Origin of the sequence: Amycolatopsis sp. NPDC059027, assembly GCF_042739735.1 — a bacterium.
GTDB lineage: Bacteria > Actinomycetota > Actinomycetes > Mycobacteriales > Pseudonocardiaceae > Amycolatopsis.
Genome location: NZ_JBHYIK010000021.1, coordinates 20,584 through 35,087, shown reverse-complemented (window position 1 = coordinate 35,087; position 14,504 = coordinate 20,584). Strand labels below are relative to the sequence as shown.

The 14,504-nt window shown below is 68.6% G+C and carries 20 protein-coding genes and 1 tRNA gene; 15 read left to right on the top strand and 6 right to left on the bottom strand.

Annotated features, from left to right (window positions below; all coding sequences use genetic code 11):
- Positions 1-193 precede the first annotated feature (193 nt).
- Positions 194-1,018, bottom strand: coding sequence for an SDR family NAD(P)-dependent oxidoreductase (locus tag ACFWY9_RS16615; RefSeq protein WP_378327463.1), 825 nt, complete (start codon positions 1,016-1,018; stop codon positions 194-196).
- Positions 1,019-1,183: 165 nt separating this feature from the next.
- On the opposite strand from ACFWY9_RS16615, the gene ACFWY9_RS16610 reads away from it, so the two are divergent.
- The gene (locus tag ACFWY9_RS16610; RefSeq protein ID WP_378339193.1) at positions 1,184-1,984 is read left to right on the top strand and encodes a trypsin-like serine peptidase; all 801 of its coding nucleotides are present in this window, start codon (positions 1,184-1,186) and stop codon (positions 1,982-1,984) included.
- Here ACFWY9_RS16610 and ACFWY9_RS16605 read toward each other — a convergent pair.
- On the bottom strand, positions 1,981-2,931 hold the full coding sequence (locus tag ACFWY9_RS16605) for an Ldh family oxidoreductase (RefSeq protein WP_378327465.1): 951 nt from the start codon (positions 2,929-2,931) through the stop codon (positions 1,981-1,983). The genes ACFWY9_RS16610 and ACFWY9_RS16605 overlap by 4 nt on opposite strands.
- Before the next feature lie 114 nt (positions 2,932-3,045).
- On the opposite strand from ACFWY9_RS16605, the gene ACFWY9_RS16600 reads away from it, so the two are divergent.
- A complete protein-coding gene (locus ACFWY9_RS16600; protein WP_378327466.1) occupies positions 3,046-3,327 on the top strand; it encodes a DUF2277 domain-containing protein in 282 nt (93 codons plus the stop codon).
- A 3-nt stretch (positions 3,328-3,330) separates the two neighbouring features.
- Here the strand turns inward: ACFWY9_RS16600 and ACFWY9_RS16595 are convergent, their stop codons facing one another.
- Positions 3,331-4,182: a hypothetical protein gene (locus tag ACFWY9_RS16595; RefSeq protein WP_378327467.1), complete on the bottom strand. Its 852-nt coding sequence runs from the start codon at positions 4,180-4,182 to the stop codon at positions 3,331-3,333.
- A gap of 385 nt (positions 4,183-4,567) precedes the next feature.
- Positions 4,568-4,647: transfer RNA gene (locus tag ACFWY9_RS16590), tRNA-OTHER, on the bottom strand.
- 146 nt (positions 4,648-4,793) lie between these two features.
- On the opposite strand from ACFWY9_RS16590, the gene ACFWY9_RS16585 reads away from it, so the two are divergent.
- On the top strand, positions 4,794-5,090 hold the full coding sequence (locus tag ACFWY9_RS16585) for a hypothetical protein (protein WP_378339192.1): 297 nt from the start codon (positions 4,794-4,796) through the stop codon (positions 5,088-5,090).
- 1 nt (position 5,091) lies between these two features.
- Here the strand turns inward: ACFWY9_RS16585 and ACFWY9_RS16580 are convergent, their stop codons facing one another.
- Both ACFWY9_RS16580 and ACFWY9_RS16575 read right to left on the bottom strand, forming a co-directional pair.
- On the bottom strand, positions 5,092-6,030 hold the full coding sequence (locus tag ACFWY9_RS16580) for an NAD(P)-dependent oxidoreductase (RefSeq protein ID WP_378339191.1): 939 nt from the start codon (positions 6,028-6,030) through the stop codon (positions 5,092-5,094).
- Positions 6,030-6,887 carry a GntR family transcriptional regulator gene (locus ACFWY9_RS16575; RefSeq protein WP_378339190.1) on the bottom strand — a complete coding sequence of 286 codons (858 nt, stop codon included), beginning with the start codon at positions 6,885-6,887 and terminating at the stop codon, positions 6,030-6,032. The genes ACFWY9_RS16580 and ACFWY9_RS16575 overlap by 1 nt, the downstream gene beginning before the upstream one ends.
- 191 nt (positions 6,888-7,078) lie before the next feature.
- Here ACFWY9_RS16575 and ACFWY9_RS16570 point away from each other — a divergent pair, with 191 nt between their 5' ends.
- From ACFWY9_RS16570 to ACFWY9_RS16515, 12 genes are all read left to right on the top strand, one after another.
- Entirely contained in the window at positions 7,079-7,396 is a 318-nt protein-coding gene (locus ACFWY9_RS16570) for a hypothetical protein (protein ID WP_378339189.1), read from the top strand.
- On the top strand, positions 7,393-7,656 hold the full coding sequence (locus ACFWY9_RS16565; protein ID WP_378339188.1) for a hypothetical protein: 264 nt from the start codon (positions 7,393-7,395) through the stop codon (positions 7,654-7,656). The genes ACFWY9_RS16570 and ACFWY9_RS16565 overlap by 4 nt, the downstream gene beginning before the upstream one ends.
- Before the next feature lie 181 nt (positions 7,657-7,837).
- A complete protein-coding gene (locus ACFWY9_RS16560; protein WP_378339187.1) occupies positions 7,838-8,557 on the top strand; it encodes an NUDIX domain-containing protein in 720 nt (239 codons plus the stop codon).
- 1 nt (position 8,558) lies between these two features.
- Positions 8,559-8,732: a hypothetical protein gene (locus ACFWY9_RS16555; protein ID WP_378339186.1), complete on the top strand. Its 174-nt coding sequence runs from the start codon at positions 8,559-8,561 to the stop codon at positions 8,730-8,732.
- 166 nt (positions 8,733-8,898) lie between these two features.
- Positions 8,899-9,324 carry an RRQRL motif-containing zinc-binding protein gene (locus tag ACFWY9_RS16550; protein ID WP_378339185.1) on the top strand — a complete coding sequence of 142 codons (426 nt, stop codon included), beginning with the start codon at positions 8,899-8,901 and terminating at the stop codon, positions 9,322-9,324.
- The gene (locus ACFWY9_RS16545; RefSeq protein WP_378339184.1) at positions 9,321-9,569 is read left to right on the top strand and encodes a hypothetical protein; all 249 of its coding nucleotides are present in this window, start codon (positions 9,321-9,323) and stop codon (positions 9,567-9,569) included. Before ACFWY9_RS16550 ends, ACFWY9_RS16545 begins: the two co-directional genes overlap by 4 nt.
- A complete protein-coding gene (locus ACFWY9_RS16540) occupies positions 9,562-9,834 on the top strand; it encodes a hypothetical protein (RefSeq protein WP_378339183.1) in 273 nt (90 codons plus the stop codon). The genes ACFWY9_RS16545 and ACFWY9_RS16540 overlap by 8 nt, the downstream gene beginning before the upstream one ends.
- Positions 9,834-10,145 carry a hypothetical protein gene (locus ACFWY9_RS16535; protein WP_378339182.1) on the top strand — a complete coding sequence of 104 codons (312 nt, stop codon included), beginning with the start codon at positions 9,834-9,836 and terminating at the stop codon, positions 10,143-10,145. Before ACFWY9_RS16540 ends, ACFWY9_RS16535 begins: the two co-directional genes overlap by 1 nt.
- Positions 10,142-11,299, top strand: a complete 1,158-nt coding sequence (locus ACFWY9_RS16530; RefSeq protein WP_378339181.1) for a hypothetical protein — start codon at positions 10,142-10,144, stop codon at positions 11,297-11,299. Before ACFWY9_RS16535 ends, ACFWY9_RS16530 begins: the two co-directional genes overlap by 4 nt.
- A 98-nt stretch (positions 11,300-11,397) precedes the next feature.
- Positions 11,398-13,629: an FtsK/SpoIIIE domain-containing protein gene (locus ACFWY9_RS16525; protein ID WP_378339180.1), complete on the top strand. Its 2,232-nt coding sequence runs from the start codon at positions 11,398-11,400 to the stop codon at positions 13,627-13,629.
- 263 nt (positions 13,630-13,892) lie between these two features.
- Positions 13,893-14,165 (top strand): hypothetical protein, encoded by a 273-nt coding sequence (locus ACFWY9_RS16520; RefSeq protein WP_378339179.1) that lies wholly within the window; start codon positions 13,893-13,895, stop codon positions 14,163-14,165.
- A 69-nt stretch (positions 14,166-14,234) separates the two neighbouring features.
- Positions 14,235-14,432 (top strand): hypothetical protein, encoded by a 198-nt coding sequence (locus ACFWY9_RS16515; RefSeq protein ID WP_378339178.1) that lies wholly within the window; start codon positions 14,235-14,237, stop codon positions 14,430-14,432.
- The last annotated feature ends 72 nt before the right edge of the window (positions 14,433-14,504 follow it).

Sequence of the window (14,504 nt, the reverse complement as noted above, 5' to 3'; positions counted from 1 at the left end):
CCGGGGGAAACACGGCAATGCTCGGCGCGGACGTCAGCATTCTGGTGCCTTTCCACCGAAAACGTCGGAAACGTAACTCCATCGTGTGACGTCGTGGCCGTCCATCATGACCCCGCGTGCCGTTCTTGGCTACCCACCCGACCACGCGGGGACAACTGCCGTTACCTATTTCCCGTATACGACGGGGCGCGTGTCAATGACCACCCATCTGCTTGAGTCCCAACCTCGCCAGCATCGCCGCGGGCCGCTGGTAGGCCGAGCCGAGCACCCGCGGGATCGCGTCCAGCACATAGGCGTCCGGCCCGATGAGAATCCGCGCGGAACGGCGTTCGATCCCTCGGACGATGGTCAGCGCCGCCTTCTCCGGCGACGTCCGCGCGATCTTCTCGAATCCCGCCGCGGCCTGCTCGGGATCCTCGCCGCCGGCATTCCGGGAATCGCGGACGATGTTGGTCTTGATCCCGCCGGGATGCACACAACTGACGCCCACCCGGTGTCCGGCAATGAGCATTTCCTGGCGCAGCGATTCGGTGAATCCGCGCACGGCGAACTTGGCGGCGTTGTACGCGCTCTGCGTCGGCACGCCGATGAAGCCGAAGACGCTGGAGATGTTCACGATGTGCCCGTCGCCGGAGGCGATCAGGTGCGGCAGGAACGCCTTGGTCCCGTTGACCACGCCGCCGAGGTTGATGCCCATCAGCCAGTCGTAGTCCGCCCAGGACATCTCCTCGACGGTCGCGCCGAGCGCCACCCCCGCGTTGTTCACCACGAGGTTGACCTGGCCGAAGTCACCGGCGACCTCCTCGGCGTGCGCGAGCACCGCGGCGCGGTCGGAGACGTCGAGCCGGTAGGACCGCGCGGCGGCGCCCGCCTGCTCCGCGGTGGCCGCCGCCCTGTCGGCGTCCACATCGGAGAGGGCGAGCCTGGCGCCGCGGCGGGACAGCTCCAGCGCGAGCGCCCTCCCGATACCCGAACCCGCGCCGGTGATCACCGCGACCTTGCCCGTGAACCGCTTCATCGCCAACTCCCGTGCGTCAAAGGTGTTACTCCGTGGTTACAGATACTAGTGGTATGTCAACTGTGAGCTTCCTGTGGGTTCTCCGCGTTCGCTGTCGGAGCCGGGTCAGAATATGGTGATCTGGTTTCCACAGGGGGTAATCGTCGAGCAGGAGAGGGGGAGCAGGTGCGGCGTTCCGCGTTGCTGCTCGCTCTCGTCGTGGTGCTGGCGCTCGGCGCCGTGGTGGCCACGGTCGTGGTGACCTCCACCCCCGACAACCCGATAGCCGATGACGGCTCCGCGGTGGCCGCCGCACAGGCCGGGGGCGCGAAATCGCAGCTGCCGCCGGTGTCCAGCACCGCGGTCGGCGCGCTCTTCGTCGACGGCTCGCACTACTGCACCGCGAGCGTCGTCCACAGCGACCAGGGCGATGTCCTGATCACCGCCGCGCACTGCATCCACAACGGCGAGGGCGGCGACTACCTCTCCGGCGTCACCTTCGCCCCCGGCTTCCACAACGGCGTCGCGCCGTTCGGGTACTGGAACGTGAGCAACGAGCTGGTCGCGCCGGGCTGGGCGGCTTCGTCCGATCCGGACCTCGACGTCGGCTTCGCGACCGCGCATCAGCCGGGCAACCCGAAGACGCTGGAGAGCGTGGCCGGCGCGAACAAGCTGGCCACCAGCGGCGCCTTCGTCCAGCCGATCACCCTGACCGGCTACCCGGACGATTCGGACGTCCCGGCTGTCTGCCAGAACACCACGACCCAGCAGGACACCTACCAGCTGCGGGTCGACTGCGTCGGCTTCCCGAACGGGACCAGCGGCGGCCCATGGGTCACCCAGCAGGACCCGAAAACCCGGCTGGGCACGGTGATCGGTGTGATCGGTGGCTTCCAGTACGGCGGCGACGACCCCGACACGTCCTACAGCAGCTACTTCGACACCGACGTCGCGGCGCTGTACCGCCAGACGACGTCGCGCCCCTAGCCGACGCTGGTCAGCGGCGGCAGCCCGAGCGACGTGGCGAGCTTGTCGAGGTCCCGGCGGACCGGAGCACTCAACGGCACCCCGAGCGCCCGGCACTGTTCGAGGTACTGCGCCTCGCGCCAGCCCGGATAGCGGATCGGCGCGCCGCCCTCCCAGCCGAGCAGGCTGCCGAAGAGCGCGCTGGCGGCGCGGTAGAAGCCGTCGGCGCTGCGCAGGGTCGTCGGGGCGATCGCGAGCACCAGCAGCCCGGTGTCGTGGTCGTGGTCGGCGACGCCGGACAGCACGCCCGCGAGGACCTCGACGAGCAACGCGAACCCGGCCATCGCCGGATCGCCGCCGGTGGTCGGCGTCGGAGTGTCCATGTCGAACACGAACTCGGGGTACGCCCCGGCCGGGGCGGCCATGCCCAGCGGGTTGACCGGCAGTCCAGGATCGGTGCCCGCAGCGAGGACGAGACCGATCATCGCGTGCGGCAGTGCCCGCGCCGCGTGGTGGCCCGCCCGGCCGAACGGGCCGATTCCGCGCAGCGAAACCAGTCCGACGCCGAAGCGCCCGGCCCGTGTGACCGCGCGGTCCATGGCGTCGCCGACGGCCCACAGGCCCGGCGCGCGGCGATAGTCGATCAACGCCGCCGCGCCGCGGTCGGCGATCATCAGCGGTTCGGCACGTGGGCGAATGAAACCGTTGTCCAGCAAGGGAAGGTGCACCCGCAGGAGATCCGCGACGCCGTTTTCCGGGGTGCCGGTGAGATCGCCGTGGCACAGCGCTTCGGCGGCCATGCGGGCGCGGGGTTCGGGGAAGTCGTGTGCGGTGAAGACGTGGGCGACCAGGGTGAGCAGTTCGTCGGCCGGTACGCGGTGCCAGGCCTGTTCCGGGATCGGGGTGTCCGGGGTTTCCGACGTGGGTGCGGAGCGATTCAGGCGGAGGGAACGCGGTCTGAGAGGCACTTCTCCGAGAGTGCCTAACCGCGCGTCACGACGTCAACGAGGTCCGCAGGCCACAACCCGTCTGTGTGATCCGAAGGGCAAAAACCACGACATCGGACACGTACCCTGTTCGATATGTGCCGAAACATCACCACTTTGCGTGGTTTGCAGCCTGCGGCGACGAGTGAAGAGATCGAGGCGGCGGCGCGTCAGTACGTCCGCAAGGTGAGCGGTGTTCAGTCGCTCTCGGACGCGACCCGCGAGCCGTTCGAAGCCGCCGTCGCCCAGATCGCCGAGATCACCGCTCACCTGCTGGAGCACCTGCCCGAACGCCGTCAGCCGCCGGCGACGGTGCCACCGCTGCGCCGCCCCGAGGTCCGCGCGCGCATCGCGGCGAGGGAACTCAAAAAGGCCTGAGTTTCACGGTGCCTGGCGCTGTTCGCGCTCGGCCAGCGCGGCGACGACGTCGGTGAGCGGGCGGCCGTCGCCCGGGTCGACGCAGCCGGCGAACAACGCCATCGCGGCGACGCCGAGCACCGACTGCCGCTTGTCGTGGTCGAGGATCCGCGCCTCGGGTTCCGCGGAGACGCGCAGCGCGAGCCCCTCGGCCAGCGCGGTGAGCAGGACCGTGAGGTCCTCGAAGGTGACGCCGGGCCGGAGCTGGAGCCCGCGCGCGGTGAGCACGGACTCGCACATGGTGGCCCAGCGCGTCGTGATGTCGCGGTACACCGAGGTCATGGCCTCGCGGAGCTGCTCGTCCTGGCCGGTGAGGGCGGTGAGCAGGAACCGGAAGCGCAGCGCGGTGGCGCCGCCGCCGGCGATGGAGGCCATGTCGCGGTAGGCGATTTCCTCGACGGCGGCGACGAAATCGCCGTCGGACAGGGCGGGGGTGGCCTGGTCGGAGAGGTGGTGCGGGGACCAGCGCTGGATGCGCAGGGTGTAGCGGGCGAGGTCGGAGAGGTAGTCCGGGAAGTAGGCCCACCGGTCGCGGAACGAGCCGAGGGTGCCGTGGCGGGGCAGTTCGGCGGGCCCGTTGGCGACCTCGGCGATGACGTTCTCACGCGTCAGTGTCGACAGCGGCCGCGTGAACCCCTCCGCCGGCGCCTCCGCCGCGAAGAACTCCCGATCAAGCAGCCGGACCCCAGCCTCGAGATACGCCCGCGTCAGCGGATGATTCGCCAACCGGCTCCGCACCGCCTCCGTCCGCCGATGCACATTCCGCACCACGTCACTGAGGTCGTCGACCCGCTCGCCCTCGCGCTCCCGCGTCACCGCCCACGCCTCCCGCCCGCACTACCTCCCCTCCGGGAGGTCCCCGCCAGACCCTCCGCACACGCCCTAGCCACGACGCCTGCGGCCCCCGTACAACTCAAGACATGAAGCTCATTCTTACCAGCAAATCCGCCGCCAAGACCGCCCTCTACCTCTTCCTGGCAGGAGCCCTAGCAGCCCTGGTAATGACCTAGACAAGGCAAGAAGCAAGACGATGCACCAGGTCACCGACGCAACCAGGTCACCGACGCAAGAATCGAACCCAACGGCACCACCGTGGGGGGTCCAGGGGGCGAAGCCCTCCCTGGCGGGGGTCCGGGGGTCCGACCCCCGGGGCAAAGGCGGACGCCAAAGGTCCGCGCTCCCCGCGGACACACGTCCCCCATGGCGGAAGCGGAGGGATTTGAACCCCCGGTGGGTTGCCCCACGCTCGCTTTCAAGCAGAGCGTACGACTGTCCGCCCCCGTCCGCTGGGCTGTCGACCAGCAGGAACACCAGCTCTCCGAACTCACCCGGACCCCGGCGGACCGGGGCGAATGAGACCACGAATGAGACCACGGCGGGATGCCCCAGCTTGCCGCTCAGCCGTCGGCGGCCAGTAGGATCACGGCGTGGCGGACGACGAACTGACGCAGCGTGTGGCGCGCTTGGAACGGCTGGTGGCCGAGCTGAGTGAGCGGTCAGCCGACGGTGCCGCGGCCCGCGTACTAGCAGCAGGCGCGGACCGCGACGTCGCCGAAGTCCGCGCCGAACTGCGCGCCCATACCGGGGCGCTCAACGCGTTGCGCGAGGACCAGATTGACCTTCGCGAGGAGATGCGCCGGGGTTTCGCGACCGTGAACAGCTCACTGGGCCAAATCATCCAGCTTCTAGACCGCGAAACTGGCCCTGACCAGCCGGAACACTAACCTACCGGCGGATCACCGCGTTCGTCGGTTCACGCCCGTCCAAGAACGCCGCGATCTGCTCAGCCGCGACCGCGTAGACCAACGCGCTTGTGCCTGGAACCGTGCGAGCCGAGTGCGGGCTGATGATGGCACCTTGGCAGCTCCAGATCGGGTGATCGGCAGGGAGCGGTTCAGGATCCGTCACGTCCAACGCCGCTCGAAGACGACCGGAGCGCAGCTCACCCACCAAAGCGTCCGTGTCGACGATCTTGCCGCGCCCGACATTGACCAGCAACGCGCCGTCGTCCATCGCGGCGAGGAAATCCCTATCGACGAGTCGAAACGTTGCGTCGTTCAGCGGCGCGGTGATCACCACGATTTGATGCCCGCCAATGAGGCTTGGTAACTCGTCCGAGCCGTGGACATCGCCGCGCGCCCGACTAGCCACGAGAGTCGAATCCGCATCGAACGGGGCGAGCATACGGGAAACCGCGGTGCCGATACCTCCTGCTCCAATGATGAGCACTCGTTTACCTGCAAGAGTGTCCATCTCAAATTTGCGGTGCGCCCAAACGCTCTCATCCTGAGATCGCACCAAGGCTGGCCACTGCCTTAGCTGAGTTAGGATTGCCGAGAGAACCCATTCAGCGACCGGCCGGGAGTGCCCGCCACGTGAACCAGCAAGCAACAAATGCTTGGGCACGTCGTCAAGCCATTCATCGGTACCGGCGGCTGGCAACTGCACCATTCGCAGTGCGGGCAACTGCTGAAGATACGGCTTAGCTCGATGCGTACCGCGATATGGCGCCATCAGGATTTCGGCCTGTCGCTGCTGGTCCGACAATGTCGGGTTAGCTGGATCGTAGGTAATCAGCTCGACCCCTTCTAGCCGACTAAACAGCTCGTGGCCAATCTGATCATCAGTCTCATTGCTGACCAGAATTCGCACAACATCGGCCATTACTCAGCACTCCCCTCTTGCAGAACCTTCGCAACCAGAGCACGGGCCTGGTCCTGCAATGGCTCACTTGACGCCGAATTGTCGACGACAACATGCGGCGCCGGTGGCCGCAATTCGAGATCTATGCCGGACAGATAATCGTCCCAGTTTGCAAGCTTGTTCGCATCGCGGGCGGCGCCACGGTGACGCACGTACGCGTGCATTGAGTCTGCATCACAGTAAACCCAAACAAAGGTGAGATTCGCTCCCAGTGCATCACATGCAGCTTGGGTACGATTGACCCATGCGGGATCAGAGAACTCACGGATAAAAGGCGCCGTAACGATTGCACTGTTCCCGCACTCAACATTTTCCGTCATTGCACTCTTGAGTGCGTCGTATTCACGAGGACGGACCTTGTCCACGTACACGTCCGACTCTCGGTCATTGGGCGAGACGCCGAGCATTTCAAGGGCGGCTTCGACTACCGGACGCGTCAAGGTGTCCTTGTCGAGCATCGCCCAGCCGGTCTCTCGCGCGATGATGCGACCAAGCTCCGTCTTGCCGCTCCCGGCATAGCCACCCACAAGCAAGACCTGCGGAGATGTTGGGGCTGGACGCTTCTCGGTCGTCACGTGTGGCGCATGGACTACCCGCCCTGCCCGTGGCTTGCTCACGACCAACCCTTCCTTGATCAGAAGGGCCATCGCCTCGCTGATCACGAACCCGCTCACCTGCCACTCAGCCGCCAACTCACGCGTGGACGGCAGAGGTTGCCCGTCGCGGAGCCGTCCCGCCTCGATGTCGTTCCGGATGTTGCGGGCAACTTGCTGGTGCAACGGTTCGGACCGCTGGACACCAGAACGCGGCCGAGACATGCGCAGCTCCTTCGATGGTCGGAGGCCAGTCATCTGATAGGTCTACGGCTCAGAACATACCAGATGATTGGTCGCATTATCGCTGCTCAGCGGGCACAGCGCTAGGCCATTCGAGTGATACCAGTTGATATCTGAAAAAAACAACTGTTAGCTTCGTGGTGTTCCAAGACACACCAACTGAAGGGAACCCCATGAGGTCCACGCACATCAGCCGCCGAGCCGCCGAGGCCGCGTACGACGGCACCGACGAGTTCGATGTTTTGGCTGCTCAGGAGGACGCCGTGCTGGCGTTCGAGCGGCTGGAGGTCGCCGAAGAGTTGGACGCGGTGACCGAGGAGATCGAGCGGGAGTTGTCGGTGGCGTCGCAGTTGGAGCGGTACGCGTTCCTGTACGACTTCACCGACCAGACCCGGGCGTCGCGGACGCGGCGTCGTGCTGGTCGCCGGGCGCTGGCCGCGGTTCCGGCGCGGCTGAGCATCACCGCGTCGGCCGAGGGTGAGGCCGCGTGATACCCGCCGATCGGTTGTTCGTTCCGGCGGCGTTCGTCGGTCTGCTGGCGGACATGCCCGCCGTATCCGCCTCGTTGGAGGCGTGGGACGCGTGGCTCACGATCACGGAACGCCGCCTCTACCAGGCTATTGAGTCCGAGCACGGGTTGTCCGCGTTCGCGCTGCTCAAGGCCCTGCACGAGGTCCGCCGCGACCGGGACGACATGGTCGCCGAGGTCCTGTACGACCTGGCCTCCGACCGTCGGGCGGTGGCCGCGTGATGACCATGTCCTCGGAATCCGGCCGCATCCCGGTTGAGCAGGTCGTGTGCGTGCTGTGCCGCACCGCACCGTGCAAGTGCCCGCCAGTCAAGGACCAGCTCGACGCGTTCCGCCGGGGGCGCTGATGGCCCCCGACATGTTCCGTCCTTCCCCTGAATCCCGTCTTGAGGAGTTTCTGAGCATGAGCACCCCGAACATTCCGGCCTCGCCGTCGTCGCGCGTCTACCTGGCGGTGTCCGGCGAGTACGAGGACACGGCGACGCTGGCTGTGTTCGAGTCCAGCGCCGACGCGCAGGGCTACGTGCGGCGCTTCAACAACACCTTCCCGTGGTCACACGAGGACGCGAAGGCCCGGGTGGAACCGGTGCCGTTCTACGTGACCGGCACGGCCCCGCAGGTCCAGCCCGCCAAGGACGTCGACGACGTCGAGACGCCCTCGGCGATCTCCTACACCGCCGATGTGGTCCTGTTCGGCAGGTCCGGCGAGGGTCCCGGCGTGCCGCACGTGCTGGTGATCCGCCGGGAGTGGGACCCGTTCGCGGGCAAGTGGGCGCTGCCCGGCGGCTACGTCGAGGCCGGGGAGACCGCGGCGCAGGCGGCAGCGCGGGAACTGCGCGAGGAGACCGGGCTCTCCGGTGTCGAGCTGGCCCCGCTGGGCGTCTACGACGACCCGAACCGCGACCCCCGCGGCCGTGTGGTGTCGGTCGCGCACGTCGGGCACCTGCCGGAGCTGGCGGTCCCGACCGCCGGGGACGACGCCGCCGAGGCGAAGTGGGTTCCGCTGTTCCACCTGCTGCTGTTCCCGGGCGCGCTGGCGTTCGACCACCACCGCATCCTGCGCGACGCCGCCCCCGGCGTGTTCGGCCCGTACACCGACCGCGTGACCGGGGAGGAGTGCTGACATGGCCAAGGAACTGGTGCACGAGACGAAGTCGAAGGCGTTCTGGTCGGGCCGGGTCACCGCGTGGTGCGGGGCGACTGCGAAGGCCGGGGAGTACAGCACGACGTGGTTCGCGTCGGTGACCTGCCCCGGCTGCAAGGCCGCGCGAAAAGCACGGAAGGCGGGGAAGAAGTGATGGCCCGCGACCTGATCCTGACCGAGGACCCCGACACGGCGGCCCGAACCGCCAAGAACGCGCACGCCGCGTCGGGTCTCACCGTCCAGCCGCAAGACCGTTCGGAGAGGACCCCCATCGTAGGCACCCTGTCCGCGACCGACACCGCTGTGCGGGGTGAGGCTGCGTGAACCCCCGCAAGCTGCGCAAGCAGATCACGACGGTGTTCGACGGGCGCACGCACCACGTGTGCGAGTGCCGCGGCTTCCGGGACGGGCTGCCGGTGTTCGGGTGGGGCGAGGCTCCCTCGACCCTGCTCACGGTCTCGCAGCTGCGCGAGGTCGACATGCGGCCGAACGGGCAGGACCCGGTGGCGTTGCTGGTGTTCCGCCACCACAAGCCCTACGCCCGCGAGACCGTGGCCGAGCTGTTCTCGGTGGAACTGGCCGCCGAACGGCGCCAGCGTCCGGGGCAGACCGACGCAGCCAACCGCGCGCTGCGGACATGCGTGACGTGCACGGTCGAGCAGGACTACCGGTGCCCGACCAGCACGCGGCAGTGCTGGACCTGCTTCGAGATCGAGCAGGCCGACCGGCTGGGGGTGGCGGCGTGACCACCTTCGACGTTCTTGCGCGGTTCGGGACCGCGGCGCTGCTGCGCCACGTCGGGACGCTCGTGCTGTTCCTGCTCCTGCACCTGCTGCGCATCCCGTTCGTGCTGATCGAACGGGTGCTGGCCGAGGTGATGAAGCGGCTGGACCGCTACGCGGTCGAGCAGGCCAGCCGCCCGCCGAGCAGGCCAATCAACCAGTTCTTCCCCCACGACCACACGAGCCCCCAGGAGGCGAGCCATGGCTAAACCGCCGCTGTTGACCACCGACGAGGACACCCACGCCGCCGACGTGCGACGCCAGGACATCTACGACGCCGGGCACCAGCTGGGCGCAGGCGGAATCGGGGTGGCCGGAGTACTTGCGACCGCGGCCTACCTGCACAGCTGGACGTGGTGGTTGCTGGTTCTGCTCGGGGCTATCGGGGTGTCGGCCGCCGAGGCGGCGTGGGACCTGGTCGCTGCGCTGCTGCGCACGGCGCCGCGCGGTGGGGCCGGAGAGGGGCAGGACTGATGACCAGCGCGAACACGCCGACCGAGGGTGGGCGGACGCGGATTGATGCCGTTGTGGCGTGGACGGCCGCGCACGCCGCCGAGCTGGCCGGGATCGGTCTCCCGGGGATCGGTGCCCTGGTGTGGACGCCGTGGCTGGGCCTGGTGTCCGGGGCGGTGGCCGTGTGGTGGGCGCTCAACGAGTACCGCGACCACCGCGCGGTGGTGCAGCTGCGCGAGGGCAGCTCGGCGCCGCGGCAGCTGGAGGCCACGGGCGAGGGCAGGGAATCCGCCGGCGGATCCGGCGAGGGTGAACGGGAGGTGCGGGCATGAGCTGGGCCGACGAGCGTGCCGCGCGGCGGCGCGCGGACTGGGTCGCGCAGCAGGAGCAGGCACGCCTCAACACCGAGGCCGCGGCCGAGCAGGCTCGGAAGGACAAGCACGCGGCCGACACGCGGCGGGAGCAGCGCCGCAACACCCGCCGCGCGGCACGTGAGGCCGCGTGGGGCGCGGTGGGCAGGTGGTTGTCCGCGCATCGGGTGGATCTGCCGATCTACCTGCTCGCGCTGGCCTCGGCGGTGATGGCGGTCCCGGCGATGGCGCGGTTCGGGCTGGTCCTGTACGGCAACGCTTCGGGTGTGGTGCTGCCCATCCTGTCGGAGCTGGGTATGTGGGCGTTCGCGCTGGCGGTGCAGGTCACCCGCGCCCACCACCCCGGGCGGCCGGTGTGGGCGTTGCAGGCCGGGGTGGGCGTGTTCGCCGGGTACGGGTTCGCGCTCAACCTGCTGGACGGGCTTGGCCGCGGCTGGACCGCCGGGGTGGTCATGGGGCTGGTGAGTGTCGCCGGGGTCATCGCGCATCAGCTGGCGGTGGCCGCGCCGCCCCGGTCACGTGCCGAACGGACGGTGGCACGGCTGGAGCGTGCCGAGGCACGCAAGACGGCGCGCGTCCGCCGCACCGCCGTGCGGCACGCGGTGGCGCAGATCCGGGAGGACGGCACCGCTGCCCTGGTCTACACCCCGGGCCTGTTCGTCCTCACCCGACCGCGGGTGTGGCGGCGGGCGCGGCTGGTCGGGGCGATCGTGCCGGGTCGACCGGTCACTCCGGCGGACACCATCGCTGACGAGGCGGCGGCGTGGCTGGCCGGGCAGACCTCGACCGGTGCCCGCGGTGACGGGGGCGGCGTGGGCACGATCGACCAGCCCCGACCGGGCGCCGTCGACCCCGTCGACCCGGTGTCTCCGTCGACCCCCGATCGTGGCCCTGACCTGCGTGAGTCGACCCCCGATCGGGGCAAGCGCAAGCGGACGATCCGGGCGCCGAAACAGCGGTCGATGGACCAGTTGCGCGCGGAGTTTGCCGAGGCGCTGGCCGACCCGAACGTGGCGATGGACCCGACGTCGGCGGAGTCGATCCGCAAGACGCTGCGGTGCGGCATCGACCGGGCACGGATCTTGCGCGAGGACTACGAGGCCGACCGGAAGTGACCCGGGGTCGGGCGCCGCATTCGAGGGGGAGGGAGTGCGGCGCCCGACCACCCCGACCGTACCGACCAGCACAGCCGATCCGAGAGGACCCACGACCGGTGAGCACCCACGACGACACGAACGACACCACCACCACGACGACCGGCAGTGCCGAGCTGGCCACCGTGCACCGCCTGCCCGTACCCGCCGACACCGAGGTGATCGAGGGCGAACTGATCAGCGACGAGGAGTACCAGCGCCGCACGTCGCAGAAGGCGCGGATGCTGGCCCGGTACCAGGGCTACCGCCGTGACGTCGTCACCGTCGCCAAGGTCACCAAGACCGTCGCCACGCACGAGCGCACGAAGACGCTGGGCAAGGGCGCGGCGCGGCACGTGTCCTATGTGTTCGGTGGTGGGTATGTGCTGGCCAAACGGGCGTGGGAGGCCAAGACGAACTCCCGCTACGAACGGCAAATGCGGATCGCCGAGACCTCCGGCAACGCCGAGGAACTCAAGGAGTGGGAGCAGCGCGCGGAGATGGCCCGCGAACGCCGCCACCGCCGCCGGATGGACTGGGTCAACGGGTTCGGCAAGCTGCTCAAAGTCCTCGTGCTGGGCAGCCTCGCGCTGGTCGTGGCGCTGCTCGTGCTCGGCATCGTGCTGGCTATCAAGCACGAGGACATCGATGACGTGTTCGGCCCGATCGAGGGCCTGTTCTCCCTGATCGAATGGATCGCCTACGCCGTGACCGTGGCGTGGGGGCCGTTCCTGCTCGCCGCGCCGTGGCTGGCGGCCGGAACCCTGTGGTACATCGGGAAAAACGCCGACGCGGCACCGAAATGGATGCAGACCGGACGCGACGGCGCGGCCGAAGGCGGCATGGTCGTCACCGCCGACGGGATCGTGACCGCGCTGCGGTATCTGCCGATCGCCCGGCTCAAGGAAGCGTTCAAAAAGGAGGGCTGGAGCCCGCGGTTCGACCTCACCCCCACCCGTGAGGGATCGGGCGCGTTCAAGGGCTACAGCGCGATTTTCGACCTGCCGATGGGCGTTCCCCCGAAGGACATCGCCGACGTGGCACCGGTGCTGGCGAAGAACCTGCACCGCAACCCGGTCGAGGTGTGGGTGTCCGACTACGGCAAGGAAAAAGGCGGAAAACCGGGCTACGTGAAGCTCTATGTCGCCGACTCCGGCGTGATGGAGAAGCCCGTTCCGGACTATCCGCTGCTGTCCGAGGGCAAGGCGGACGTGTTCGAGGGTGTCCCGATGGGCATCACCCAGCGCGGCGACGGCGTCAAGATGCCGATCGTCGGGTCGAACGCCGTGTTCGGCGGGCAGCCGGGGCAGGGCAAGTCCAACGCCGTCCGCGTCGTGGTGCTCGGCTGCGCGCTGGACCCGTTGTGTGAGATCAGGGTGCACGTGTTCGCCATGAACGGCGATTTCGACGCCTACCAACCGCGGCTGGCCGTCTACGAAAAAGGCGCTACCAGCGAACATGTCGAGCTGGCCGTGGCGCACCTGCAAGCCCTCTACGACGAGGTCGGGCGCCGGGAGGAACGCCTCGCCGAGCTGGGCGCGAAGAAGCTGACCCGGCAGATTTCCGAGCAGCACCCGGACATGCGCCCGCTGCTCGTGGGGTTCTCCGAGTGCCACGAGCTGTTCGGCAACGGCACGCACGGGAAACTTGCCGCCGAGCTGGCGGTGAACGTGGTCAAGCGGGGCCGCAAGACCGGGGTCTCCCTGGTGTTCGACACGCAGTCCTCCCGCGCCGACGCGATCCCCTCTCAGCTGGTCGAAAACGTGGGGGCGAACGGGTGTTTCGCGGTCAAGACCTGGCGCTCCAACGACGGGTTCCTCGGCGACGGCTCGTTCGCGGCGGGCATCCGGGCGACCGAGCTGCGGTTCAACGTCGACCGCGGAACCATGGTCGCGACCGGCATGACCGACGAGATGTTCGAGATCGTGCGCACCTACTTCGTCAAGGTCGACGATGACGCCGGATGGGACCAGGCCACCGAGGTCATCGAACGCGCGATGGCGCAACTCGCGCCCGGCACCCCGGTCCGCGGCGACCGCCCCACCCCGCAACCCGAGGCGGACCGCGACCTGCTGGAGGATCTCGCCGAGGTCCTCGACGACGTCCCGGTCCCCGCCGGGCAGGTCATCGGCGCGCTGCGGACGCTGGCGCCGAAGTGGCGCCCGTACCAGGACCTGACCATCCCGAAACTGGTCGCCGCGCTCAAGAAGCTCGGCGTCAAGGTGCCCTCCACTCGCAACCAGTTCCCCATCGACCCGGTCACCGTGCGTGAAGCCCTCGCGCGGCAGGCCACCGCCGATCTCGACGAGTGAGTGACCACGCCGCGACCGTCCCGCCGGGTTGAAAACCCGGGGTTCCGGCGGGGCACCGCGGACCGGTCTCACTCGCTCACTTCCTAACTACCCGCTGATCAGCCCCCATGCAGGGGATCTCACTGCCCGAGTTAGAGAACTAACCCGAATCCGGGGATCTAACTGCCCCGCTAACCCGAAACGCGGCACTCGAACCGAGTGGCCGTGACGGCACTTCACACCCCAAAACAGTCACTCACCGTCACTGATCAGAGGAGAACGGTATGGACACGCACGCCCTCACCCACGCCGCCGGGCTCGTGCTCGACCGCGCCGCGCACCACGGCGGCGGACGCGGCGGTGGGTTCGGCGAGTTGCTCACCACCTTCGTGCACAGCATTGTCGCCTCCCTCGGCTGGCAGGCCGGAAAGACCATCGCGGACTTCCTCGGCGCGTGGCTGATCGTGCTGGCGGTTGTGGCTATCGGGTGGTGGTTGCTGCGCAACCGCAAGCCCCGCACCCGTTCCCGCCGAACCCGTCGCGGCAAGCGCCGCTGACACCCCCCAGACGCGGCGTGCCACGACCGGCACGCCGTACCGGAAAACCGAACACAGAAGGAGATCTCCATGGCAGCAGCAGTGATGTACCTCGGCGACGGCAACGTCTACGCGCTCGCACCCGACGCCCACCAGGCGCTGGCGGACATGCGGACGTTCCCGGTCGGCATCCCCATTCCCGACGCCCTCACCGAGGACGCACTCGACCTCGTAGCGATCGACGGCGTTTCGCTCTGGCGCTACCAGCCCCAGACCGAGCGCCACTAACCCGCTGAGCCCTGCCGGGTCGGTCGCGACTCACCGACTCCGACCGACCCGGCAGCGCTCAACCTCCTTGCC

What these genes read in the sequence shown, in the direction of transcription:
- ACFWY9_RS16520 (WP_378339179.1), top strand. Translation starts at nt 13,893, where the DNA reads ATGGACACGCACGCCCTCACCCACGCCGCCGGGCTCGTGCTCGACCGC.
- ACFWY9_RS16575 (WP_378339190.1), bottom strand. Translation starts at nt 6,887, where the DNA reads ATGTCTCGGCCGCGTTCTGGTGTCCAGCGGTCCGAACCGTTGCACCAG.
- ACFWY9_RS16515 (WP_378339178.1), top strand. Translation starts at nt 14,235, where the DNA reads ATGGCAGCAGCAGTGATGTACCTCGGCGACGGCAACGTCTACGCGCTC.
- ACFWY9_RS16535 (WP_378339182.1), top strand. Translation starts at nt 9,834, where the DNA reads ATGACCAGCGCGAACACGCCGACCGAGGGTGGGCGGACGCGGATTGAT.
- ACFWY9_RS16580 (WP_378339191.1), bottom strand. Translation starts at nt 6,030, where the DNA reads ATGGCCGATGTTGTGCGAATTCTGGTCAGCAATGAGACTGATGATCAG.
- ACFWY9_RS16615 (WP_378327463.1), bottom strand. Translation starts at nt 1,018, where the DNA reads ATGAAGCGGTTCACGGGCAAGGTCGCGGTGATCACCGGCGCGGGTTCG.
- ACFWY9_RS16570 (WP_378339189.1), top strand. Translation starts at nt 7,079, where the DNA reads ATGAGGTCCACGCACATCAGCCGCCGAGCCGCCGAGGCCGCGTACGAC.
- ACFWY9_RS16530 (WP_378339181.1), top strand. Translation starts at nt 10,142, where the DNA reads ATGAGCTGGGCCGACGAGCGTGCCGCGCGGCGGCGCGCGGACTGGGTC.
- ACFWY9_RS16540 (WP_378339183.1), top strand. Translation starts at nt 9,562, where the DNA reads ATGGCTAAACCGCCGCTGTTGACCACCGACGAGGACACCCACGCCGCC.
- ACFWY9_RS16555 (WP_378339186.1), top strand. Translation starts at nt 8,559, where the DNA reads ATGGCCAAGGAACTGGTGCACGAGACGAAGTCGAAGGCGTTCTGGTCG.
- ACFWY9_RS16560 (WP_378339187.1), top strand. Translation starts at nt 7,838, where the DNA reads ATGAGCACCCCGAACATTCCGGCCTCGCCGTCGTCGCGCGTCTACCTG.
- ACFWY9_RS16600 (WP_378327466.1), top strand. Translation starts at nt 3,046, where the DNA reads ATGTGCCGAAACATCACCACTTTGCGTGGTTTGCAGCCTGCGGCGACG.